18 protein-coding genes and 1 tRNA gene (1 of these 19 running past the window's edge) are annotated in these 24,928 nt (G+C 36.2%); 2 read left to right on the plus strand and 17 right to left on the minus strand.

The window, feature by feature from the left end:
• Together truA and EO766_RS10025 are read right to left on the minus strand one after the other, a co-directional pair.
• Positions 1-350: the beginning of a tRNA pseudouridine(38-40) synthase TruA gene (gene truA, locus EO766_RS10020; RefSeq protein WP_074419286.1), read on the minus strand. Its footprint begins 409 nt before the window's first position; the window shows 350 of its 759 coding nt (coding positions 1-350); its start codon is at positions 348-350; the stop codon falls past the left edge of the window.
• Positions 351-360: 10 nt separating this feature from the next.
• Entirely contained in the window at positions 361-1,494 is a 1,134-nt protein-coding gene (locus EO766_RS10025; protein ID WP_074419287.1) for a DUF4476 domain-containing protein, read from the minus strand.
• A 215-nt stretch (positions 1,495-1,709) separates the two neighbouring features.
• On the opposite strand from EO766_RS10025, the gene EO766_RS10030 reads away from it, so the two are divergent.
• Positions 1,710-4,175 (plus strand): M1 family aminopeptidase, encoded by a 2,466-nt coding sequence (locus EO766_RS10030; RefSeq protein ID WP_074419288.1) that lies wholly within the window; start codon positions 1,710-1,712, stop codon positions 4,173-4,175.
• Between the two features lie 299 nt (positions 4,176-4,474).
• On the opposite strand, the gene EO766_RS10035 is transcribed toward EO766_RS10030, so the two are convergent.
• The 6 genes from EO766_RS10035 to gap all read right to left on the minus strand — a co-directional run bounded on the left by EO766_RS10035 (position 4,475) and on the right by gap (position 9,775).
• A complete protein-coding gene (locus tag EO766_RS10035) occupies positions 4,475-5,269 on the minus strand; it encodes a DUF6263 family protein (RefSeq protein ID WP_074419289.1) in 795 nt (264 codons plus the stop codon).
• Between the two features lie 122 nt (positions 5,270-5,391).
• A complete protein-coding gene (locus EO766_RS10040) occupies positions 5,392-6,123 on the minus strand; it encodes a TPM domain-containing protein (protein ID WP_074419290.1) in 732 nt (243 codons plus the stop codon).
• A gap of 46 nt (positions 6,124-6,169) precedes the next feature.
• Positions 6,170-6,631 (minus strand): TPM domain-containing protein, encoded by a 462-nt coding sequence (locus EO766_RS10045; protein WP_074419291.1) that lies wholly within the window; start codon positions 6,629-6,631, stop codon positions 6,170-6,172.
• A gap of 12 nt (positions 6,632-6,643) precedes the next feature.
• Entirely contained in the window at positions 6,644-7,237 is a 594-nt protein-coding gene (locus EO766_RS10050) for a LemA family protein (protein WP_074418405.1), read from the minus strand.
• A 234-nt stretch (positions 7,238-7,471) separates the two neighbouring features.
• Positions 7,472-8,668, minus strand: a complete 1,197-nt coding sequence (locus EO766_RS10055; RefSeq protein ID WP_074418404.1) for a phosphoglycerate kinase — start codon at positions 8,666-8,668, stop codon at positions 7,472-7,474.
• Between the two features lie 93 nt (positions 8,669-8,761).
• Positions 8,762-9,775 (minus strand): type I glyceraldehyde-3-phosphate dehydrogenase, encoded by a 1,014-nt coding sequence (gene gap / locus EO766_RS10060; RefSeq protein ID WP_074418403.1) that lies wholly within the window; start codon positions 9,773-9,775, stop codon positions 8,762-8,764.
• 241 nt (positions 9,776-10,016) lie between these two features.
• On the opposite strand from gap, the gene EO766_RS10065 reads away from it, so the two are divergent.
• Positions 10,017-10,088: transfer RNA gene (locus EO766_RS10065), tRNA-Glu, on the plus strand.
• Positions 10,089-10,194: 106 nt separating this feature from the next.
• Here the strand turns inward: EO766_RS10065 and EO766_RS10070 are convergent.
• The 9 genes from EO766_RS10070 to EO766_RS10110 all read right to left on the minus strand — a co-directional run bounded on the left by EO766_RS10070 (position 10,195) and on the right by EO766_RS10110 (position 24,913).
• Positions 10,195-11,598, minus strand: a complete 1,404-nt coding sequence (locus tag EO766_RS10070; RefSeq protein WP_074419292.1) for a sialate O-acetylesterase — start codon at positions 11,596-11,598, stop codon at positions 10,195-10,197.
• A gap of 10 nt (positions 11,599-11,608) precedes the next feature.
• Positions 11,609-14,473 carry a DUF5060 domain-containing protein gene (locus tag EO766_RS10075; RefSeq protein WP_074419293.1) on the minus strand — a complete coding sequence of 955 codons (2,865 nt, stop codon included), beginning with the start codon at positions 14,471-14,473 and terminating at the stop codon, positions 11,609-11,611.
• A gap of 36 nt (positions 14,474-14,509) precedes the next feature.
• Positions 14,510-16,093 (minus strand): glycoside hydrolase family 28 protein, encoded by a 1,584-nt coding sequence (locus EO766_RS10080; RefSeq protein WP_081298656.1) that lies wholly within the window; start codon positions 16,091-16,093, stop codon positions 14,510-14,512.
• A 9-nt stretch (positions 16,094-16,102) separates the two neighbouring features.
• Positions 16,103-17,314, minus strand: coding sequence for an AGE family epimerase/isomerase (locus EO766_RS10085; RefSeq protein ID WP_287100977.1), 1,212 nt, complete (start codon positions 17,312-17,314; stop codon positions 16,103-16,105).
• 26 nt (positions 17,315-17,340) lie between these two features.
• Positions 17,341-18,558, minus strand: a complete 1,218-nt coding sequence (locus EO766_RS10090; protein ID WP_074419295.1) for a glycoside hydrolase family 130 protein — start codon at positions 18,556-18,558, stop codon at positions 17,341-17,343.
• Positions 18,559-18,585: 27 nt separating this feature from the next.
• Complete coding sequence (locus tag EO766_RS10095; RefSeq protein WP_074419296.1) at positions 18,586-20,412, minus strand: sodium:solute symporter family protein; 1,827 nt, start codon at positions 20,410-20,412, stop codon at positions 18,586-18,588.
• 147 nt (positions 20,413-20,559) lie between these two features.
• Positions 20,560-21,633 carry a glycoside hydrolase family 26 protein gene (locus tag EO766_RS10100; protein ID WP_179853197.1) on the minus strand — a complete coding sequence of 358 codons (1,074 nt, stop codon included), beginning with the start codon at positions 21,631-21,633 and terminating at the stop codon, positions 20,560-20,562.
• A gap of 376 nt (positions 21,634-22,009) precedes the next feature.
• Positions 22,010-23,245 carry an IPT/TIG domain-containing protein gene (locus tag EO766_RS10105; RefSeq protein WP_074420715.1) on the minus strand — a complete coding sequence of 412 codons (1,236 nt, stop codon included), beginning with the start codon at positions 23,243-23,245 and terminating at the stop codon, positions 22,010-22,012.
• A gap of 18 nt (positions 23,246-23,263) precedes the next feature.
• A complete protein-coding gene (locus tag EO766_RS10110) occupies positions 23,264-24,913 on the minus strand; it encodes a RagB/SusD family nutrient uptake outer membrane protein (RefSeq protein WP_074419705.1) in 1,650 nt (549 codons plus the stop codon).
• Between the last annotated feature and the right edge of the window lie 15 nt (positions 24,914-24,928).

Raw genomic sequence — 24,928 nt, forward strand, 5'->3', positions numbered from 1 at the left:
TTTATACGATGCATATAATACTTATAAGCTCGGGAAGTTGCATCGAAGCGACAATGTGCATGAATGGGCACCTGATACAAATTCAGGATGACAATATCTTTTGGCAAAATAGCATTTAGGTTATATAAATGCTTTTGATGTATTTGTATTTCAGTATCAAAATGAAAAAAATTTTGTCGGGCATGCACACCTGCATCGGTTCTGGATGAGCCGGTTAACTGAAAAGGCACTTTCCATAAAACCATCATTGCCTTCTCAATTTCTGATTGAATGGTGGCAGCATTTTCCTGAATTTGAAAACCACTGTAACAGGTACCTTTATATGATACTTCTATAAAATAACGGGGCATTCACTACCAATTAATTGTTTTTTTCAAGTGCTTTAAACTGTTCAATAATATTGGGATCGATAAGCTGATTAATTAAAGAATGAAAATTATCGGCATCGAGTAAATGTTTTTTTGCAGCGGCGAAAAACTGGAGTCGGTTTTGTTGAGAAAGAAATAGTATGCCCAAATTTTTTATTTGTTCAACCGAATAGCAATTTTTTTCAAAGGCTTTTTTGGCAGCTTCTATCATGGCAGCATCGGTATTTGATGATGCCATATCTATTCTTGTTTTATTAAAATCTTCTTTAGAAGCAGGAATACAGGAAGGTGTTGGGTTATTCACTGTTTCACTTACCGGTGTATGATTCGTTGTATCGGCTGGTTTTGGGGCAGCTATTTGTGCGGCAGGTTTTGTTTCAACAGGCGTTTCTGTAACAACAGTAGTGGTCGGCTGTACCTCTGCACGGGGGGCCTGTTTTAAGGGGATAAAAACAGCAATGGTATCTGCTTTAGATTGTGATTTATCAATATAAATCTGATCCAGACCTTGTGCACCCATTTTTTCAAAAGTTTTTGAAACGGAACTGCTTCGATTGGATGCCGGCATCTTTTGTTGTTTGGATGCTGTTTTAACAGCCGGTGGCATAATACCAGTATTCATCTGCTCTGCAATGTTGCTGCTTTTATTGTTTACAACTTGTACAACACTGTCTTTATTGGGAGTATTGGTTTGAGTAGCAACCGCAGTAACCGAACGGGCAACTTTTTCTTCTTGCACCGGCAGAGCAGTTTCTGCAACCGGCATATTAGCAGCAATGACCAATTCATTGCTTAACCCATTCAATTGCCAGTTACCCGTTTCACTTTTGGTAATTGAAAACCCTGCATCCTGATCAGTAACCGGAATTGCAAAATTTAATATCAGATTAGGATCTTGTTGCCATTGTAATTGCATCTGATGCGTGCCGGGCATTAATTTAGGTATAATCAAATAGCCACCGGAAGTAGATGTCCAATCCTGCTGATTGATATGAACACTGTATGACTGTCGGTTGGCTGACTGCAAGTAGATAAAATGATAATTCTGAGCATACCCCACCGCATGGAACATGAATAAACCTATTACAATCAAAAATAATTGCAGGTAATTTTTCTTATAAAACATGAGCCGGAAAAGTTTATACAAATCTAACAGAAAAAATGAAGCTTTATACCATCGGTTAAATCACGTAAAATTTTTTTATGTTTTTTGGGTTTCTTTAACCAATTCTGCCTTTGCTCGTATTATCTTTATTGCCCTTTATTAAACCATACCGATTAATAATATGGTTCATTTTCATTTGGGTAAATCAAAGTTAAACATTCAATCAAAAAAATCACATGAAAAAAGTTTTTATTGTTTTACTTATTATCGTACATTCCACTGCATTTTCGCAAAATAAAAATGACTGGCAAACCATTTACAGAGGATTTGCCACCAAAATCAATGATTTGGTGCATACAAAACTGGAAGCTTCATTCGATTATCAGCACAGTTATTTAAATGGTAAAGAATGGGTAACCTTAAAACCCCACTTCTATCCAACCGATTCATTAACCTTAGATGCGAAAGGCATGAATATTGACAAAGTTGCCATAGATAAAAATGGCAAACTTATTCCGCTGCAATACCGGTATGATAGTATGCAACTGAAAATTCAGTTAGACAGAACTTATACCCAAAACGAAAAATATACCATATACATTCAATATACAGCTAAGCCTAATGAATATAAAGGAGAAGGAAGTGCTGCAATTACCGATGCAAAAGGTTTGTATTTTATAAACCCCTTGGGAAAGGATAAAAACAAACCCACCCAAATATGGACGCAGGGCGAAACAGAATCTAATTCAGTATGGATTCCTACTATTGATAAACCGGATCAAAAATGTACGGATGAGTTTATATTAACAGTGCCAGATAAATATGTTACCCTTTCAAACGGAAAACTAATTAAACAACAAAAAAACAACAACAATACCCGAACAGATACCTGGCTAATGGATTTACCGCATAGCCCTTATCTGTTTTTTATTGGCGTTGGTGACTATGCCATAGTGAAAGACAGTTATAGAGGCAAAGAGGTATCATACTATGTTGAAAAGCCATACGAAAAAGTTGCAAGAAAAATTTTTGGGCATACACCTGAAATGATTCAGTTTTATTCGAATATACTTGGAATTGATTTTCCCTGGCAAAAATATGCGCAAATTGTAGGCCGTGATTATGTAAGCGGCGCTATGGAAAACACCACTGCTGTGCTGCACCAGGAAAGTGCACAGCAGGATGCAAGGCAATTGACTGATGAAAATATTTGGGAAGAAACCATTGCACATGAATTATTTCATCACTGGTTTGGCGATTTGGTTACCTGCGAAAGCTGGAGTAACCTAACCGTAAATGAAAGTTTTGCCAATTATAGTGAAGTACTTTGGGATACCTATAAATATGGAAAAGAGGCTGGTGATTATCAGAATTGGAAAGATATGAATGATTATTTTTTAAGTAATACTGACAATAAAGATTTGGTTCGTTTCTATTATCAGAACAGGGAAGATATGTTTGATGCCGTTAGCTATAATAAAGGTGGGAGAATTTTACATATGTTGAAAAATTATGTTGGCGACAGTGCTTTTTTTCATTCACTCAATCTTTATTTAAACAACAATAAATTCGGCAATGGCAGCGCTGTTAAATTAAGACTTGCCTTTGAAGCTGTAACAGGAAAAGATTTAAACTGGTTTTTTAATCAGTGGTATTTTGGAAGTGGGCATCCTGTTTTAGACATAAGTTATATCTATGATGAAAAAGCCCAGTTGGAAAAAGTAATTGTACAACAAAAACAAATTTCGGGTAAAATTTTTAAGCTTCCTTTTGCCATTGATATTTATACCGGTGAAAACAGACAACGGTATCAGGTTTGTGCCGAAAACAGGGTGGATACCTTTTATTTTAAAGTATCGGAAAAACCAAATTTAGTGAATGTAGATGCAGATAAGATATTATTGGCACAGAAAACAGACCATAAAACAGTATCAGAATTTTTTTATCAATATAATCATGCACAAAACTTTTTAGACAAACGAGAAGCAGTGGTTTATGGAAGTAATCATTTAGATGATGTTTTGGGCTATACCTTGGTAGAAAATGCTTTGTATGATCCCTTTTTTAGAATAAGAATTAATGCATTAAATATTTTTAACACTACCAATCAGAGCCTGCATCAGCCAACTATTGATAAAATTGAAAAATTAGCAAAAACTGATCCTAAAAAATTAGTAAGGGCAAGTGCTATTGATGTATTGGGAAAATTAAAAAATAAAGACTATAAAAACTTTTTTGTAGATGCTTTACAAGATTCATCTTACTCAGTTGCCGGAGCTGCATTAAGTGCATTAAGTAAAATTGATAGTGTAGAAGCTTTTAAACAAGCATTACAATTAAGTAAAGTAACTGCAAAAGGCCATTTACTCTCAGCCATTGTAAATACCTTTATTCATTATGGAGATGCAGATAATTTTGATTATGTAGCATATAACTTTAGCCAATTACCGGTTGGCCAGGAAAAATTTGAGATATTACCTGACTTTACTGTATTTCTGTCAAAAATATCAGATAGTACCCAATTTAGAAAAGGCATTGATTATATTATACAATTTAAGAAAGATATTCCACTGGCCTATCATGAACAAACCGATCCATTCATCAACTTGTTTTTAAATGAATTAAAATCAAAAAAACAATCGATGGGTCAATTGAATCTTGCCAATTATATTACAGAAAAACTAAAGGAAGGAAACCAATAAAATACATTGTATCGCATCTTACAAAAAATGCCGCAACTATTGTTTTAGTGCAGCATTTTTTATGGAACTATTGATTTTTTATCATTATTGTCCGGCAAAACTTAACTTAAAAATCGCTGTAATTCTTTGCTATAAAGAATTACAGGCTAAAAAATGATTGTTTCAAAATTGGAGGGAGTACCCCATCTTTTGAAATCGGCTGAAATATGGTTCTGTAAAGGGTTTGAACCATTATTTTACAATTTTAGTCGGACAACAATATTTTTTATAAAAAATTAGATGCAGGGATACATCCTCAATTATTGAACGGTAGTTACAATTAATCCTTTTGATGTAATGGGTGCAGATTGGCCCATCATTTCCATAGTACCGGTTAAATCAACATTACTTGTTTCGTTGATTAACAGCCCGTTGGCTTTGTTATATGTTCGGGTTGCAATAGCTTTCCCGTTAAGGTTTTGTACAATATCCATACCATTTCTATTGATATTTTCTTTTAAAGTGATATTGGCATGCATTTCAACAACAACTGCATTATCACTCACCTGTTTAATGGTAGCATTGCTCACAATTTTAGAAGAAGAATCGGATACAGTTGAATCAGTCCAGCTAAATCCTTCTTTGATATCGGTGGGTTGAAGTGCTAATACATACTTAGCCTGATCATCTGCACCACCCATTTTTATAATAGCATCTAATTTTTGTGACTGAGTAATCATCTTGCCATTTTTAATCTCAATATTATTGGGTTTGTTTAATGCTTTAAATAAATCGGCCATTTGAGGATTATTTCTTAAATTTTCATCATCTGAATCAAAAGTTTGATCCTGCCCCATCACTTTTACTTCCCCTTTAATATGCTTCATTGTGGCAGAATAAGTATAGCCATCTGCAGTAACTGCTTTAATAGTATCTAAAGCTGTTGTAACTGCATTGGTGGTTGTTTCAATATCCTGACCCGCAAAATTAAGATTGGTATTTACTTTAATATCCGTAACAGTTTTAAATGCAGTACCGGGTTGCACTTTTACCATTTGACCAGAAACTGCAATAATACCGGTTGAAAGAAAGAATCCTAAAAATAGATGTTTCATAATTTTTGTATTATAGTAATTGTTTTATATTTCAAAAATAGGGGTTTACATAACAGTAAAATTCAGTTGTATATAATTTAATCCAAAAACATTAACATGCAACCATAATGCATGTAAAAAATTTACCATCCACCTCCTGCACCGCCACCGCCGCTACTACCACCTCCAAAACCACCAAAACCGCCGCCACTGCCACCCCAACTACCACTACTTCTATTGTTTAACATACCCGATAATAAAATGGGTGCAATTAAGCCACCACCACCTCCGCCTCCACCGCCCCTGCGCAATATGAAAAAAACAATCAATAATAAAATAATGAATATAATGGCACCACTACCGGTGGGCTTGTCTTGTTTTCGGGCCACTTTATATTCACCAACAGCGGCTTTAGCCAAATCATCTACTGCATTATTTAATCCGGTATAATAGTCTTTATTGCGAAATGCCGGCACAATTTCATCTCTATAAATTTGAGAAGTAGTGGCATCGGGAATGGCACCTTCCAGGCCATAACCAATTTCAATCCATACTTTTCTGTCATCAATGGCAGCTAATATTAAAATACCATTATTGGTTTTTTTATTTCCAATACCCCATGCCCGAAACAGCTTGTTGGCATAATCGGCCACATCGTAACCATTTAAAGTTTTTACCAGAACAATGGCAATTTGGTTGGATGTAGAATCATCTAATGCCACTAACTTTTGTTCAAGTGCTGCATTCTGTTCGGCAGACAGTACGCCGGCATAATCATTCACCAATCTGGGTGGATTGGGTTTGGGTAAAATATCCTGCGCCAAACAAAAAAATGTTTGCAACAGTAAAATGCTTATCAGTATTAGTTTTTTCATTGAATAGTATCCTGCGCCATTGGCTGTTATATTGCATTAAATGAAACTAATCACCAAAAACAATATCATCGGGTAACTCGTTGGAATCGGTTTGTTGATTAAAGGGGAAATGTGTTTGAAGGGCATCGCCTATTTGCATTACAATTGTTGCAATGCCTTCTGCAAAATGTTGCGCATTAAAATGACTGATCATTTTCTGAACAGCATCTTCCCAAAAATTTTGTCCAACTTTTGCATGTATGCCTTCATCGCCAAAAACAGCCAGTTTTCTGCTTTTTACAGCAACATACACCAATACCCCGTTACTTTCCCGGGTATTATACATGTTTAATTGGGTAAATAACTCCTTTGCCCTATCAACCGGGTTGCTATTGAAGCATGTATTTTCAATATATACTCGAATTTCACCACTGGTAACCAGTTCTGTTTTTTGAATGGCTGCAACAATCTGGTTTTTTTCTTCCATCGAAAAAAAATCAACCGGCTTTTTTTTGGAGAAGATACCCATCTGTATTATGTATTATTTTATATTAAACTGAATTTCCGGTGCTTTTTCTGTTCCAGAATCTGCCTGATAATAGGGCTTTTCAGTAAAATGAAAAATACCTGCAAAAATATTATTCGGGAAAGTGCGCACTTTTAAATTGTATGCATTTACTGCTGCATTATAATCTCTTCTGGCTACATTGATTCTGTTTTCGGTACCTTCTATTTGTGCTTGAAAATCCTGGAATGCCTGTGTGGTTTTTAAATTAGGATACGCTTCGGCAACAGCCATTAAACGGCTGAATGCACCTTGTAACTGACCCTGTGCCTGCTGAAATTTTTGCAAGCTTTGCGGATCGTTAATATCTACATTTACGCTGGTAGCCCTAGCACGTGCATCAATTACCTCTTTTAAAGTAGATTTTTCGAAATTTGCTGATCCTTCAATTGTTTTAATAACACTATTATACAGGTCGGTTCTGCGTTGATAGTTGGTTTCTACATTACTCCACGATTGTTTTACGGCCTGTTCGCCCTGTACCAATCCGTTATAGCCATTACAGCCGCAACCACCTAATAAAAGAATGATTGCAGCAATTACAATTAAAGTAAGGGTTTTTGTGTTCATATACGCTGGTTTATTGATTTGTAAAAAATATTTAAATTAAATTATTTTTTAATTAGTACATTGATGATTGAAATTTAATTTTTCACTCCACACCAAATTGCTTGTAAGATAATTGTTTGTTGGTAATTAATGAGCTACATTTTCAAAATATATGCCTAAAAAATAATTTCAGACGAAATGACGCAAAAAAACCACCCTTTTCGGGTGGTTAAACATGTATTCATACTTATTATTTTAGTTGTTGATTGCAGCAATACCGGGCAATTCTTTTCCTTCAAAATATTCAAGCATAGCGCCACCACCGGTACTAACATAACTTACTTTATCTGCAAAGCCAAACTGGTTTACTGCTGCAACGCTATCGCCCCCTCCTACTAAACTAAAAGCGCCTTTTTGTGTAGCGGCGGCAACGGCAACCGCAATGGCTTTAGTTCCGTGTTGAAATTTAGCCATTTCAAAAACGCCCATAGGCCCGTTCCATAAAATGGTTTTTGCAGCTTGTATTACATTGGCAAACTGCTCGCATGCTTCGGGGCCAATATCTAACCCCATCCATCCATCGGGTATATTGTTAGAAGGAGCTGCAGAAGTTTCTGCATCGGCAGCAAATTTATTGGCTATGATACTATCGCCGGGTAAGTGAATACATACCCCCTGTTTCTCAGCCTCTATTAATAATTCTTTAGCAGTTGAAATCCGATCATCTTCGCACAATGAATTGCCAATATTGCCACCTTTTGCTTTCATAAAAGTATAAGCCATTCCACCGCCTATAATAATATCGGTTGCTCTTTTTAAAAGGTTTTCGATAATTAAAATTTTATCAGATACTTTGGCGCCGCCAATAATGGCAACAAAGGGTTTTTCAGACTGGTGCATGATTTTTTCGGCACTGGCCACTTCTGCTTCCATCAATAACCCAAACATTTTTCTATCTTTTGGAAAAAACTGCGCTATCACTGCGGTAGAAGCATGTGCCCGATGCGCTGTTCCAAAAGCATCGTTTACATATACATCTCCTAATTCTGACAATTTTTCGGCAAAGGCTTTATCGCCTAATTCTTCCTCTTTATAGAAACGAAGGTTTTCTAACAACAAAACTTCGCCGGGCTTTAATGCCGCTGCTTTTGCAAAGGCTAGTGCACCAATGCAATCATCTGCAAATTGAACAGAAGTTCCATTTAATAAAACCGATAAATGTGCTACCAAATGTTTTAAAGAATATTTTTCAGACGGGCCATCTTTTGGCCTTCCAAAATGACTCATTAAAATAACACTACCCCCATCTTTCAAAATTTTTTGGATGGTAGGAATGGTAGCTTTCATGCGATTATCATCCGTAATTTGATAATTGGCATCTAAAGGCACATTAAAATCAACCCGAATTAATGCTTTATGCCTATTGAAGTTAAAATTAGAAAATTTGCTCATAATTTTTTTTAATTAGAATAGAAGCTTGCAGTAAAATAAGCTTTACCTCTATTACATTGTATATTAAAAATGCCGGCATACACCGGCATTTCTTTATTTTTTAATTAAACCTGCAAAATAATGAACGGTACGTACCAATTGAGATACGTAGCTCATTTCATTATCGTACCAGCTTACCACTTTTACCAATTGTTTATCGCCAACGGTAATTACTTTTGTTTGAGTGGCATCGAATAATGAACCGTAGTGCATTCCAACAATATCGCTACTAACAATTTCATCTTCATTGTAACCAAAACTTTCGTTGCTGGCTGCTTTCATTACTGCATTAATTTCTTCAACTGAAGTTTTTTTAGCAAGAATAGCAGACAATTCAGTTAATGAACCTGTAATAACAGGAACACGTTGTGCACCACCATCTAATTTACCTTTTAATTCAGGCAACACCAAACCAATGGCTTTTGCAGCGCCGGTGCTGTTGGGAACGATATTAGCAGCGGCTGCACGGGCTCTTCTCAAATCACCTTTAGGATGGGGAGCATCTAAAGTATTTTGATCGTTGGTATAGGCATGAATTGTAGTCATACTTCCTGCTTCAATGGTAAATGCATCATTTAATGCTTTGGCCATAGGCGCTAAGCAGTTGGTGGTGCAGGATGCACAGGAAATAATGGTTTCAGAACCATCCAAAATATTGTGGTTTACATTAAACACCACAGTTTTTAAATCGCCGGTGGCGGGAGCTGAAATAACCACTCTTTTGGCACCGGCAGTTAAATGTGCTTCTGCTTTTGCTTTATCGGTAAAAAATCCGGTAGATTCAATCACTACATCTACCTGATGGCTGCCCCAGGGAATTTGTGCCGGATCGCGATGTGCATAGATTTTAACTTCATGCCCATTTACTATAATGGAACTTTCGGTAGCAGTAACTGTGGCATCAAATCTGCCTTGTGCACTGTCATATTTTAAAAGATGAGCCAGTACTTTCGGACTGGTTAAATCGTTTATAGCAACCACATCAATACCTTCCATGTTAAAAATTTGGCGATATACCAACCGACCAATTCGTCCAAAACCATTAATGGCAACTTTAACTGTACTCATTTTTACTTGTATTTAAATGATAAAAAAGATAAATCGCTGCAAAATTAAAACATTGTAGCCAACTATCCATTTTGTATTTATGTTATGGCAATAATTTGAAAAGAATTGATAGAAATCAAATCAATGATTCGCATCCGGCCTAAACAAAAAAGTATATATTTATCAGGTGAAAAAAATAAATTCCTTAAAAAATTTTGAGGGATACCAGCCGCCCCCTATTTTTGCACTCCCAAAAACAAATGGAGCGTTGGTCAAGGGGTTAAGACGCATCCCTTTCACGGATGAATCACGGGTTCGATTCCCGTACGCTCTACGAAAACAGTACACAAAAAAGCCGCAAAATAAATTTGCGGCTTTTTTTATTATTGACCTTTCTAAAATTCAATTTCTGCCTATGAATATACATTCAATTCATATTTTTATTTATTATTCGCAGCATTCAACTTCCAATTATCAGTTCTGAAGGCGATTACAGGTAAATGATTGCTACCAAACAAATTACCAATAGCAGTATTTCCAAAGGCATAGCGAACAGCAATAGGATGCTGTACTTTACTGCTCCATACCATTAATTGATTGCCTTCAATGTTTGCAGCAGCCGGATAAAATACTTTATCAGCACCGGCAACCCATATTTGTTGCACATTAGCCCCTTTTATCAGTAATCCTCCTCCGGTGTCTTCAAAACTGAGCAATACTTTGTCGCTATTTATGATTACATTTTTAAGATGAGGCGATTGACAGATAATGTGTTTCCACTCATAATTTTTTGCCAAAGCCCAATTCGCCAACCGATCACCCACATCATGTTTATTTTTGGGATGGATATTTGAAGTATCGGTAACCAAATCAGTAATTACAACCATACCAACATTGGGATATGCTGCTGCCTTACTTTGTTGTTCCTGCAACAAGGCACCAGCGTAAGGTTTACCATAAGCAAAAGGAGCAATTTGTACATAATAAAATGGGAAATTATATTTCCATGCTTTACGCCAGGTACCCATCATTTCAGTAAATAGTTTTGCATACGTATATGGATAAGCTGTATTTGTTTCGCCCTGGTACCAAATTGCACCGGCAATAGCAAAACGTGCAATTGGTGCAATCATGGCATTAAAAGCCACACCGGGTTCATGAGGCCAAAATTTGGAAGGTTTTTGTTTTTTAGCTGCCATCAATAATTCCTCATCCATACGAATAATAGAATCTGGCGTCCACACTTCTGCCGGCGTGCCACCCCAACTGGCATTGATCAAAGCGATAGGCACATGTAGCGAATCTTGCAGCTTTTTCCCAAAAAAATAGGCAGCTGCGCTAAAGGTTTGTAAGTTGGCAGCATCACAACTTACCCAAGTACCTTTTACATCTTGTTGTGGACAATTGGCAGCAGACTTGGCTACTGTAAAAAAACGGATATTTGGATTACAGGCATGAGGCAAAACAGCTTTTACATCCGGTAAACCCCATTGTTCATTCATTTCCATGTTCGACTGGCCGGAACAAAGCCAAACTTCACCAATGAATACATTTGTTAATGTAATGGAATTGTATCCCTTAAAATTAATTTGATAAGGACCGCCGGCAGCAGGCGTTTGAATAGTAAGTTGCCAATGTGCATTTGCGTTTGTTGTTGCAGAATCAATTGCATTATTCCAGGTATTGGTAACTTTTACCACTTCGCCCGGATTGCCCCAGCCCCATAATGTAACGGCCAACCGTTGCTGTAATACCATATTATTGTTTAAAATTGAAGGCAGTATAATATTTGCCTTTGCTGAACCAAAAAACATTATTACAACGAATGCACAAAAACGTTTCATAAAAAATTATTTAGTATGTTTTTATCAGTTTTTGAGTTTGATAAAAATGCAGGTTTTGATTGTATAAATGCACATAATATATGCCTGCGGGTAAATGACTGATATTAATAGCATCGCCATTTTTTAGGTTGTACTGGTTGAAAACTGTTTGTGCTGCAGTATTGTAAATGATAGCATTCAAAATAGGCACTCCTGTTAAATTATTGTGGATGAACACTTCACTTTGTGCAGGATTTGGATTAATACTTAACTCTGAATTAAGTACAACATTTATTGCAGTAACAGTATAATTAAACCTATTTGAAAAGGCGCTGCTGCAACCATTCTGAATTACCTTAACAGCATAATAACCATTAGCAGATGGCTTGTAGAATTGAGCAGTAGCATTCGCAATAGCAGTAAGCGTATCATTGTACCATTGATTACCGGAAGCAGAGGAGGATAATAAATTGTTATTGGCATCTATTGTTACAACAGGCGTGGCGGGTATAGCAGTTTTAGAAATGAAAACTGTATCTGAATAAATACTGCAACCTGCATTATTTTTTCGAAGTACTATTACATATCCTGCATTATTGATAAACCGTTGTGTTCGTTGTGATGAATCTGTTATACCATTAATATTCCAAAAAAGGCTATCGGAACCGATATTATTACTTATGGAAACTAATGTAGAATCATTACCACAAATAGAATACACATTTTTTGTAAACAATGGTTTCACAAGGGCACATCCGTTAGGTGTTGCAGTAAATGCTAAGTCCCAGCTTAAGTTGGGAATATTTACTGTTAAAATACCATTATTCACTGTTATAGATGAAGTACTTACTGGTAAGCCGGTATTCGTATTATACCATTGTACTGTATAATTTAAATTAGCCATTCCCGCAATTTGAATAGTAGCACCATTTATAGGAGGAGGTGCTACACCATTATGATTTTGCAAATAACTCCAATTATATTGATTGTTTAAAATCCATCCGGCAATTTTATTTTGTAGTGCAGATTGCAATACATATGCAGCAACCGAAGAACCTACATTAGTAAAAACATAACTAGAAATATTCATCCAATCGGTTCCTGTATTATCCACTTTTATGGTATGATTACCTGCAGACACATTGATGAAATAGGTAGCATTGGCAACAGTATTAAAAGCCGTATCCTTACCATCCAGATAAATATGCAACTGAGGTGCTGTGCTAATATTGTTCACAACCACTTTAAACTGTCCGGCTACAGGATAAGTAACAGTAAAAACAGGCGGATTTTTATATTGGGTATTGTATACCGAACCATACAAATATTGTCCTAACTGTGTGGCAGTCGGTGTTATATTTCCGGAAGCATCAATGGTGAAATTAGCAGCAGTAGCTGCAGCCCAGCCAGCGCTGGGTGAAATGGTTAAATCGGCATTACCCCCTCCGCTTATGGTGGCTGTAACCGGTGCATATAATTCAGATTTTAAATTTAATGCATTTACAAATGAAGAGATGCCTTTAAAATGCGTATACAAATTTTTCGGATCAATATAATTATCCCACCACCAACTCATTGCAGTACCCATTGCCCCGCTTAATGCAGTAGCCCACATTGTATTGTGAATATACACACCATTCGGATCAATAGAAGATAAAGCAACGTTTCCGGAATTAATACCAAACTCGCCATTGAGTATTGGTTTTTTAAATTGCCAGATATAAGAACGGCTGCCGGCAGCTAATATCGACTCTAAATTGGGTGCGCCAACATAATAATGTGTTTGCGTAAAATCAATATTTTCCAAACTCCAGGTAGCTGGATCATTATTATCATGTGCATAGCTGGTGGTTACCAAGTGCTGATACACATCTTTCGATTTAATGTAAGCAGCCATTTCCTGATGCCAGTTTGTAATATTTGTTTTATAAGTATTAAAACTATCGGTCCATTCTACTTCATTAAACAATTCCCAACTCATAATTGTGTTAGAGTAACCATACCGGGCAATAATATAACGCATTCGGTTTTTAAATAAATTTTTAGCAGTTGAGTTTGAAAAAAAATCCCATGTATTATTACAAGGCCCTCCATTTGCAATGTTATAAGGATTGTTGTTCCATTCTGGATTTACTGTAGTAGATACCTGCCCATGATGGTTTAAGCAAAGCATAATACGTACACCCTTTTGCTTACAAGTATTTAAAAGCCAGTCTAAGTAATATGCATTGGATTGCTGATAGTTTTTTAAACCACCATAATTACTTCCTTTCCATTCTAAAGCAAACGACCAATCGGCCATCCAAACTCTTATAAAATTACCCCCGTTATTGCTTAATTTGTTTAACCAATTGGAATAATCTGTATACACATTATTATCCTGCCAGCACATATTTTCGCCAACGGGAATATATTGACTACTATCATCAAAACTTAAATAGTTAGAATTATTTTTTCGAATAAACCCCGGATCGGAGCTATTTACACAAGTGAATGTAGCATCACCAAAGGTGGTAATGCCAACAGTATTAGTGCAAATAAGGCTGTAATGCCATATACCCGTTTGAATAGGTGTAAACCGAACTTTAAAAACACCATTACCGGCAGGTGTTATACTGCCATTGGTTGTGTTGAGTGTGTAATCCTGCATATAAAACCCATCTACCGAATCAACAACACCATTGGGTGCCATAAAAACGGCTTTTACAGCAATATCATTATAATCAAACGGGTTGGTATAAGCAGCAGTTAATTGAATTGTTAATTCAAACTTATCAAACTTTTGTATACTGGTATTATTTGGCGTAACAACATTGAATACCGGTATTTGAGCTAATAACTGTTGTGCAAAAAACAACATGGTTAAGAACAAAGGATTTTTATTATGAAGAAGCATAACAAATTTTTATTTATGACAAATGAATACATTTCATTATTGAACCTCTACCTTTTTTACACCGGAAAGATCGTCTGTAACAAATCCATCGCCGCTTGCAGCAAAAATTTTATACCCGTTAATTGCATTTGGTGCATGTGAAGCTTTAAAATTGAAAATGGATACATTGCTGAAGTGGTGCAATTCCAAGCCATTGGTAAAAAATGATGGTAATTGTTTAGACCATTCCAACATAAAATCGTTGATATGTAAACCTTCTATATAACGCGCTAAAATTCCAGGAATATCACTTTGGAATAGTTGTTCTCTTGGTCGTAAACATCCACGCAAATCAATATTCCCACCGGCAACAGTATTTAAAGCACTATTCACAACTTTAAAACGAATGTGATTGAAGTTGATGTCCTGTAAATGGCTTTCCTCACTACCATACAATAATATTCCATTTTCGCCGGCGCAAATAATATTATTAAAAAATACATGCCGAATGGAACCCAATTGAATGTTTGCTTTGCCACGAACAGCAGAAATATGAATCGGTTCACCATTGCCCCACCAATCGCCCGTGCGTAATTTAGTTTCAATAAATACATTATTGAAGCTGATATTTTCCAAAGAACCTTCATCACGTAAAAAAATTCCAATACCTCTTGTAGAATTAGTAATATTTACATTATTCACCTCAATATTTTTCACGGTATTCTGATCTAAAAAACCAATTCGAATACCACTGGAATAAGATTGCAGGTTACAATTGCTAACAATAATATTTTTTGAAATATGTTTGACATGTTGAAAACCGGGTATTTCAAAATGATGGTTATAACCCGTTATTGCAATGGCATCATCACCTGTTCTGATATCACAATCATTAATAATTACATTGGTGCAACTGGTAACATCTATACCATCGGCATTTGGCGCCAATAAATTATTCCACAAACGAATACCACTTACAAATACTGCATCACAATCGGCAAAATGCATACACCAGAAAGGGGCATCCGTAATAAAAATATTTTTTACCGATACTCTTTTACAATTACTGAATACAAACATCTGATAAGGCCTGTCATTCGGCACTAAAGGTCCGTCACCAACTCCTTCAGCTATGTTTCTAAAATTATTTTTTTGCCTGGTAAAACGGGTGGCAATACTATCTAACTTTTTAGCCTTTGTGGTATCGAAAAAGAAAATACCACTGCCATCAATCCTACCTTCACCGGTTATGATAATATCTTCTTTATTTTCAGTAAAGAACATGCCTTTATGTATAGGAATAAAAGGCGTATCAGGAAAAAAATTTTCATAATCGGATAAATGCGTACTTCCTTTTAAAATGGAACCGGATTGCAGATACAAAGTAATATGACTTTGCAAATGCACCGTACCAATAATGAAAGTACCTGAAGGAATGAAAACCGTTCCGCCACCACTTTTGCTGCAAGCATCAATGGCATTTTGCAACGCTTTAGTAGCAGGCAATTTACTATTGACAACTGCTCCATAATCAGTAATATTAAATATGCTCTGTTGTGCAAATACACATGTAACACTTAAAAATAACATGGCTGCGCACAGCAGGTTTTGTTTCAAGAAATGAACGATTGACTGATACATGTTATGGGTTTAAAACGAATAAAATATTGTTGGCATGGATAACCTTTGAATAATTTCCATACAAGCCCTTGCATTGTGATAAGGACACTTCCAAAAACCAATTTTATCCTGACTATTCATTACCCGGTAATTGGCAGCAACACCCCATACCCATTCGCCATAATTTTTGTCGATGATATGCTCTTTTACAAATTGCCAGCTATTGAACGATTTTTCAAAAAAATGGTTTTGTTGTGTTATTTGCCAGGCATTTAAAAAACCTATCATGGCCTCTGCCTGTGGCCACCAATGTTTTTCCCGAATCAAAAAATCATCTGCTATTCTTTTTTCATACCATAATCCGCCATCCACATCTAAACCTTCTGCCGCAGCATTTACAATGGATACCGCCATTTGTTCCAATGTGTGCATCCATTCAATATCACCAATTATAATAGCACAGTCTAACAAAAGCCAAGCTGCCTCAATATCATGTCCATAAGAAATAACATCGCGTTTTAATTGCCAATTTTCAGTAAAAAATAAATTCAGATGAAAACTTTTGGCATCAATAAAATACTGTTTGAATAATTGCAGCAGATGAATAATTTTGAATTTTAAAATTCTGTTTGGCCAAACCTTATACAAATTGGCATATGCTTCAATTATATGCAAATGTGTATTCATGGTTTTTTTTTCATTCCGGTCTTTTTCACTTAAACGAGCATCTTCAATGGCAGACCAGTTTCGTGTAAATGCTTCAAAATAACCACCATATTTTACATCATAACTTTTTTCTTCAATCAGATAAAATAGACTAATGGCTGCATCTAAAGCCTTCTTATTTTTTGTTGCTTCATAGAATTCACTCAATCCATATATAACAAATGCATGTGCATATATTTGTTTACGATCATCTAAAACATTACCATCAGGCAATAATTTCCAAAAAACACCTCCAAATTTTTTATCCAATCCATACTCCATTAAATAATCAAAAGCCCTTTCTGCCAGCATGATATATTGGGTATCTGGCTTCCATTGATAAACAGCCGAGAATGTCCATAGTATTCTGGCATTTAATACAATTCCTTTAGGGGCAGCTAAATCGGGAATATTTTGATGATTGAGTGCTCCTAAAAAACCACCTTTTTGCTGATCAACCGCATGATTCATCCAAAACTGCAAAATTTGTTGCAGCTCTGTTTCCATTTGATTTCTATATTTTAATATTTTTTTCAAATTGTATAGGTTAAACAACTAAAATTTTATTCTGCTGAAACTATATGTTGCACGCTACAGGCAGTCTGATTGAGATAAGCAAAATTATTATCAATAATTTGTTGCAATGTTTGTACCGATGCGGCAGAACTATACCCATCTTCCGGATGGTGGAGCACATAATCTAACAAAATAGAGAGTGAAGTTGCTGCAACGTGCATTCTTGTATCGGATGAAGCATAATAAATCAACAAATTTTCGCCGTCATCATCCAATATCCATCCATTACTAAATACTACATTCGAAACATCACCGGTTCTTTCTTCACCGTCGGGGGCAATAAAATAACCGGCAGGCTTATGTATCACTCTGGTTAAATCATTCAAATCAGTCATAAATACATAAAGGGTATACCGTAATCCGGAAGCAGTATTTCTAACGCCATGCGCCAGATGCAACCATCCATATTTGGTTTTAATGGGAGCAGGTCCTGCCCCATTCTTTGCTTCATAAATAGTATGATATACTTTTTTATCTACAATCGTTTCTTCATGAATAACAGCATGGGTAATATTATCAGCTAATCCAAACCCAATACCCCCGCCTTTTCTGGCCTCAATAAAACTATCTTGCGGTCGGGTATAAAATGCGTATTTTCCATTTACAAATTCAGGGTGCAATACTACATTACGTTGTTGTGGAGAAGGTGTAATTAAATCGGGTAAACGTTCCCATTGCCTTAAATCTTTTGTTCTGGCAATACCGCATTGTGCTATGGCTGCAGACTGATCGCCTTCAGGAGCCGAAGGATCTCGTCGTTCCGTACAAAAGATGCCATAAATCCAACCATCTTCGTGTGCCACTAATCGCATATCATAGATATTGGTATCAGGTATATTGGTTTGCGGAATAAGAACCGGACAGTCCCAAAACCTGAAATGATCAATACCATTTGGGCTTTCAGCAATTGCAAAAAAAGATTTTCGGTCGGTACCTTCTACCCTAACCATCAATAAATACTTATCATTGAACTTAATGGCACCTGCATTGAATACTGCATTGATTCCAAATCTTTCCAACAAATATGGATTCGTAGCCGGATTTAAATCATACCGCCACATTAAAGGAGTATGAGCAGCAGTAAGTACAGGATTTGAATATCGTACATAAAGCCCACTCAGTTGTTGAATGGGTTGATTATTTTTTTTGATGAGTGATTCATAGTTATCCTTTAACCAGTTGAAACGTGTTAAATAGTCATGCATGCGTGTTTGGTTTAGTTTTTCGAAATACTAATCTTCTAACCTGTTCCACCAGGTTTTTTTTAATATAAATACGATTATCAGAATAATAGAAAGATTGATCCAAAATGGTGTTTGCATTTTCAAAATCAGGTACATTGGAAACAATGTAAAACACAGTTGGCCAATAATACCGATTGAAACATTAAACATATCTAAGCAAAAATTTTTATTTTCCTTAAAGGAAGGATTATCCTTAAGAACAAGTTGATGAATGGGTTTCCAAAAACCCCATGGACGAACTGTTTTATAAAAATGTTTTAATACAGCTTCATCGGTTGGAGAAGCCATATAGGTTCCAATAAAACAACCGGCAAGTGATAAAACAAATAATGCAGGCCACCAATATAAAGGCAGTCCCGTTGTTACATAAGGCATGATTAATGCAGCGATAATACCAACTACCATACCCCAAAAAAATCCATTTGCATTAAAACGCCACCAATACCATTTTAAACAATTGGCCGCCACATATCCTCCATATAAACCACCAACAATCCATTGTAAAATATCATTTACGTTGTTGGTTAAAAAACCAAAAAATACACCCGTGGCTACCACAATTACACCCACCAAATAGTTCATGGAAATAATACGCTTATTATTAGCAGTAGGATGGATGTATTTTAAGTAAATATCATTAACAATATATGCCTGAGCTGCATTCACAGTTCCGCTGAATGTACCCATAAACGCTCCAAGAAGCCCTGTTAAAACAATACCCATAATACCAACAGGCAGAAAACTATTAATGGTAGCAGGTAAAATACGTTCAAAGTCTACTACACCATCTGGTCCTTTTAAAGGCAATGTATGATAGTAGAGCAAAGCCAATACCGTTAAGCCAATTACCATTGTATACCGTATGGGTAATAAAATAATACTTACAAAACCAGTCATTTTACTGGCTTCTTTTGGACTTCGGGTACTTAAAACTTTTTGCATATCATAATTCGGTGCAGGGCCCGCCAATGAAGCAAAAACACCTTTTAATAACATCATCATAAAAAATATTCCAAATAACCCAAATCCATCTTCTTCAATTTTTTTGTTCGCATCAGCTACAATATTTGACCAATCTAAATGCAATCGCCAACAAAAAAATGGATCTTTCCATCCCTCAGGAACCGGCAACTGATGGCCATTTAAATGATACCAGGCAATTACACCAATGGCAATACAGGCAACCGTCATGATGGCATATTTAATTACATCGCCCAGCACAATACTATGCATGCCACCGAGAATTGAATAAAACATAGCGAAGAGTGTGAATACGATACCGTAAATATGAGGCACATATTTATCGGCTACATGAAAAGGAATATATCCCTTCACATTTTCCCATGGTATAAAAATTTCCATAAACTTACCTAAGCCAACAAATCCATAGGCTAAAAAACCAAGACAACTAATTAATGCAAAGGCAATAACGACTAACTGAGAGGCCTTTATGCCGGCACCATGTACACCAAAACGGGTTTGCAGCCATTCGGCACCGGTATTGGCATTGCTTCTTCTTAACCATTTACTTAAAAACATCATCATAAATACCTGGTTAAATACAGGCCATAACCAGGGAATCCAAATACTCTTCAATCCGTAGATAAAACACAAAGTTACCATCCACATAGTACCACTAATATCAAACATATCAGATGCATCACTTAGTCCCAACATATACCAGGGCAGCGATTTTCCGCCCATTAAGTAACTTTCTTTGCTTAATCTTGCCCGTTTACGCATCCATAAACCAATAGCAACCATTGTAATAAGGTAGGCTACAAGAATTAATACATCTATGAGTTGAAGTTTCATTGAAGTGTTGCAATTGAATGAATGCAAAATAATTTCTTAAAAGCTGCAGGTGTGCATAACAAAAGAAAAAAGACCATAGTAGACACTACGGTCGGTGTTTCAAATCTTAATAAACGACTACTACTTATGAGAAAAAACATTTTGCTGTTATTGGTATATTTTACTAAAACTTAACTTATCCTGAAAAATAAACAAGCCACTTTTTTTCATTTTCTGAAAATCGGGCTGCGAGGCTTCTCCCTGAAAAGGAACATAATATTCTTTACTGCCATCGGCTTTTGCACCGGCATTACGCCACCCTAATACATAAGCAACCTGATGCCCTTTTAATCCGGCTGCAAAAACGGTTGTCCACCAGTTTTTATCCGGAATTTCATTAAACCCAAACTCTGTTAGTGCAGGAATTTTTTTGTGGGTTGCAGCAAATGCATCCAAATCAGTTAACATTTTTCCAATATTATGCACAAACGCTTTACCGTTATTATCGCGTTGATAAATATCGAAACCAACAATATCTACAAATGCATTGCCCGGATATCTTTCTTCATATTCATTTAAATTGGCAAACTGATCGGTATTAAAAGCATAAAGCAAGTGGTGAATATTTTTAACATCTTTCAAATAGTGTTCAGTATATCTGTATAAACGAATCATTTCATCTGGGGTACAATGTGCTTTTCCCCACCAAAACCAATTCCCATTTAGTTCGTGAAATGGTCTGAAAATAACTGGAATAACTTCACCATATTTTCCTGTTAAAGATTGAAGAAAATTGGCCACTTTATCTAACCAACTATTGTATACTGCATTTTTTTCTCCACCGGGTAAAATAGAAGCAACCGTTCCGGGAAAGGGATCCCATGCTGTTTTTCCGGTTAATGGATTATTTAAATGCCAGCTGATGGTGATGATACCACCCCGTTCATATGCAGTTTGTATATATTGCCGCATCTTCGCAAATGGTACCCCATCAATATTATTCGTTGCATCATTTTCTATTCGTCCCAATTCCCAACCATAAACGGCAGGATAAGCGCCTACTGCAGATTGCACATCACTGTTTCCATCAACATATTTCCAATTCACCCCATAAGCCAAATCATCCTGGTGGCCGAATAATATTCCCAGATACAAGGTTTTTTGTAAGAACTGATACAAATGTAAAGTTTCTTTAGTAGCAACAATGTCGACGGGTTGTGCATATATTTTTGTTGATACCATTACAAGAAACAATATGCCAATCAACGTTATTGAACACTTTTGTTTTACATATAGCAAATGCGTATACATGGTTGGGAGCTGCATGGTTTAAAATTAAAACAAAATGAAATAAGGCATAGATTCCATTTTTAAAAAGACTGAATTCAACAAATAAGTTCAATTTTTGAAACAAGTGGTATCATGCTCTTGATGAGATGCTACCACTTGACCAAATAGTTCAATCATTTAATACTAATGTTAAAAAAGTTACCAAATTGAAGCTTTTCGGAAACTGGATTTGCCCTAATTTAAGTAATGTTTTTTTAAATCATCAGTGCTTCAAAAAACAGAACTTTTTTCAAACAATAGCTTTAATGTACATGCTAAAACAATCTTCTTATTTTACTAACACCACATCATCAAAATAATAAGTTTCATCCACATCACCACTTTGCCCTTTCAAAAAGAAACCCAATTGTTGCAGCGTCGTTCCGGGTTTCCAGAAATTAAGCGTATTGAGTGGTATCTTAAAGTAAGTCCATACATTGGGAGGTACCACAATTGGATTTACCGAGTTTTGTCCGTAACCTACAGATGAAGTATTTGTTTCAAGATTCAACGTATGTGATACAGTACCTCCTTTTACCCAAAAAATAATGTATTTATACGAAGCATCATAAGGCAAACTTGGCCACCAATTAGCAAAGCCCTCAATTTTCCATCCGCCAGCGGGGAATGAAGCAATAAATGCAGCATTACCTGTTTTAAATGCGTTGGTTGATTTTCCGGAAGGTGATGCCCATGAACCATCTGTCCAACTGCTTTGAAAATCATCCGTAAAAATTTGATAGGCATTATCCAAATCTACCAATTCTTGTTTATCAGTTAACGTTTGAGTAGTTCCCCCTGAATTATAAGAAAAGGTTAAGTTACCCCGAGTAATGGTTGTAGAAGGAAATTGCAAAACCATTACTGAATCGTTCTGACTAACAATACTTACATTAGCTGTGCCGCCGCTAACACCGGTTAAGTTCACAGAAGAAATAGTCGCAAACCCCACCCCGTTAAGTGTAATTTGAGAACCGGAATAAAAATCGTAATTAGAATAAGTCGATGGCGTTGGTGGTGGTGCCAAAATGCTGAACTTATAAGTTGCTTTACCATATAAAGTTATAACAACTAAACTGTCATTTGCTAATGGGGGTAAATAAGGAGTTTTAGATGGTACCTGCACTACTATGGAGTTATCGGTTAACAATGCTCTGTTAAAGTAGGCATTGTATCCATTGAAGGTGATTGATGTTGTACTACCTAAATTAGAACCATAAATAATGTAATAATTGCCTAATGCACCTGCAGTAGTGGCTGAATCAAAGGGCACAATTTTGTTGGTTCTGGCTACCGGTGTTTTAGTTATATTTCCTGATGCATCAATAGATGTGACGGTATCATAATAAACTGTTGTATCGGTTTTACTCCAGGTATGAACTGAACTGATAGTAGGTTTACCGGTTCCGGGTGTAAACCCGAGACTATCATATTTTTTGCATGAAACCACTATTGAAGCAAAGGTTAGTATCATACAAGCATATAAAATATGAATTTTTTTAAAATATTTATTTGTTGTTTTCATATGAAATAACATTAATGTTTAAAATTTATATGGAACAGGAGGCATTAATAATGAAGGATTAGCTGCAGTTTCTGTTACCGGATAAGGCAATATAAAATTTGCATCGCTGAGTGTAAAACTTCTTCCGACATTATAGCTGGTTATTTGTCCGGTGGTATTATCTACATTTACAGTGCGTCTGTCTTGTGCATTAATCATAGCAATAGCAGTTGGATGATGTGCATTATTAAAGCCATCAATTCTTTGTAAATCATACCAATAATCCCCTTCTATGGCAAACTCTAATCTTCGTTCATTAAGCAATTGTTTGTAAGTAAAATTGGCCAATGCCTGCAAGCCTGCTCGTTGCCGGACTTTATTCAAATAACCTAATGCAACCGGGTCAGAACAAACAGCATTGGTATCAATACCCTGCCCGGTTTGAGCACCTGCAATTTTACCCATTATGGCTTCCGCACCAATTAATAACACGTCAGCATAGCGCAATAAATAGGTATTATTGGAAGTAGCCTGGAAAGCACTTAAACCGCCATTATCATCGGGTGTACCTACTACATATTTTTTCATACCTGCACCTGTACCCTGCGCATTCACAGCACCCATACCCCTATCAATTCTATGTACGTAATAGCCGCCTATTTTTTTCTGTATTTCCGGATAAAAATCGCCATCAACCATAATACATCCATGTCTTCGAATTGAGTCACCAGCATTTTTAAAAGCATTTTGCAAATCTAAGCTGGGGCCTAGTTCTCCCCATCCGTCGCCGGTGCCGGTAATATTAGTATTTGGCGCAATTACCGATTGTAGTTGATTACCAAAACCATACCCTCCGTTAGAAGTCCATTGTAAAGCAATCATAGATTCTTTATTATTATTGCCGGCCAATTCAAACATTTGAGTATAGCTTCCTGGTGCATCTAACCCAACCAAACCAAATTCGCCACTACTAATTACTTTTTGTACTTCAATTAGTGCACTATCGTATTTCTGTTGATATAAATATACTTTAGCTAATAAACCCGAAGCTGAGGCACTTGAAACATGCCCTGTGGATGCAACCCCTGACGAGCAATTTTTTTCTGCAAACTGCAAATCAATTGTAATAAATTTATATATATCTGTTACAGGATTTGTACGCACACTGGAAAAACTGCCAACGTATGGAGAAGGATCTGTAATAATGGGAACATTCCCAAAAAGCCTTGTTAAGTAAAAGTAAGCAGCAGCTCGCATTACACGTGCTTCACCTAATGCATTATTTACAACAGCAGCAGGCACTGATGCAGGTACTGCAGAGGGCAGATTATTTAGCAAAGCATTAGCTTGTGCAATTACTGTGTATAAAGAATTCCAGGCACTGGCAACAGTTTGAGTTGCATTTCCGGCACCGAAAGCACCAAAGGCATCAAACGAACCATCTGTACCTGCATAACAAATAGCATTTCCGGCCTGTAAATCTCCAATAGCTAAAAATGCTTTCCCATTAAATCCGAACCAGGGTGCTGCATACAATATGTTGGTGCTGGATTGTACCTGATCAGCAGTTTGGTAATAAGTGCCAACAGTAGAAGCGTTTTCAGGCGGTCTGTTAAAGAAATCTTTCTTACAGCCTAATGAAAGCAAGCTTGAGAAGACTATGAAACTGAATATATATTTTGTTTTCATTGTAGTTTTCACTTA

Origin of the sequence: Hydrotalea sp. AMD (assembly GCF_004100315.1) — a bacterium.
Classification (GTDB): domain Bacteria; phylum Bacteroidota; class Bacteroidia; order Chitinophagales; family Chitinophagaceae; genus Hydrotalea; species Hydrotalea flava.

Excerpts from the sequence above, each read along its gene's own strand:
- EO766_RS10025 (WP_074419287.1), bottom strand. The coding sequence starts at position 1,494 with ATGTTTTATAAGAAAAATTACCTGCAATTATTTTTGATTGTAATAGGT.
- EO766_RS10030 (WP_074419288.1), top strand. The coding sequence starts at position 1,710 with ATGAAAAAAGTTTTTATTGTTTTACTTATTATCGTACATTCCACTGCA.
- EO766_RS10035 (WP_074419289.1), bottom strand. The coding sequence starts at position 5,269 with ATGAAACATCTATTTTTAGGATTCTTTCTTTCAACCGGTATTATTGCA.
- EO766_RS10040 (WP_074419290.1), bottom strand. The coding sequence starts at position 6,123 with ATGAAAAAACTAATACTGATAAGCATTTTACTGTTGCAAACATTTTTT.
- EO766_RS10045 (WP_074419291.1), bottom strand. The coding sequence starts at position 6,631 with ATGGGTATCTTCTCCAAAAAAAAGCCGGTTGATTTTTTTTCGATGGAA.
- EO766_RS10050 (WP_074418405.1), bottom strand. The coding sequence starts at position 7,237 with ATGAACACAAAAACCCTTACTTTAATTGTAATTGCTGCAATCATTCTT.
- EO766_RS10055 (WP_074418404.1), bottom strand. The coding sequence starts at position 8,668 with ATGAGCAAATTTTCTAATTTTAACTTCAATAGGCATAAAGCATTAATT.
- gap (WP_074418403.1), bottom strand. The coding sequence starts at position 9,775 with ATGAGTACAGTTAAAGTTGCCATTAATGGTTTTGGACGAATTGGTCGG.
- EO766_RS10070 (WP_074419292.1), bottom strand. The coding sequence starts at position 11,598 with ATGAAACGTTTTTGTGCATTCGTTGTAATAATGTTTTTTGGTTCAGCA.
- EO766_RS10075 (WP_074419293.1), bottom strand. The coding sequence starts at position 14,473 with ATGCTTCTTCATAATAAAAATCCTTTGTTCTTAACCATGTTGTTTTTT.
- EO766_RS10080 (WP_081298656.1), bottom strand. The coding sequence starts at position 16,093 with ATGTATCAGTCAATCGTTCATTTCTTGAAACAAAACCTGCTGTGCGCA.
- EO766_RS10090 (WP_074419295.1), bottom strand. The coding sequence starts at position 18,558 with ATGCATGACTATTTAACACGTTTCAACTGGTTAAAGGATAACTATGAA.
- EO766_RS10095 (WP_074419296.1), bottom strand. The coding sequence starts at position 20,412 with ATGAAACTTCAACTCATAGATGTATTAATTCTTGTAGCCTACCTTATT.
- EO766_RS10100 (WP_179853197.1), bottom strand. The coding sequence starts at position 21,633 with ATGGTATCAACAAAAATATATGCACAACCCGTCGACATTGTTGCTACT.
- EO766_RS10105 (WP_074420715.1), bottom strand. The coding sequence starts at position 23,245 with ATGAAAACAACAAATAAATATTTTAAAAAAATTCATATTTTATATGCT.
- EO766_RS10110 (WP_074419705.1), bottom strand. The coding sequence starts at position 24,913 with ATGAAAACAAAATATATATTCAGTTTCATAGTCTTCTCAAGCTTGCTT.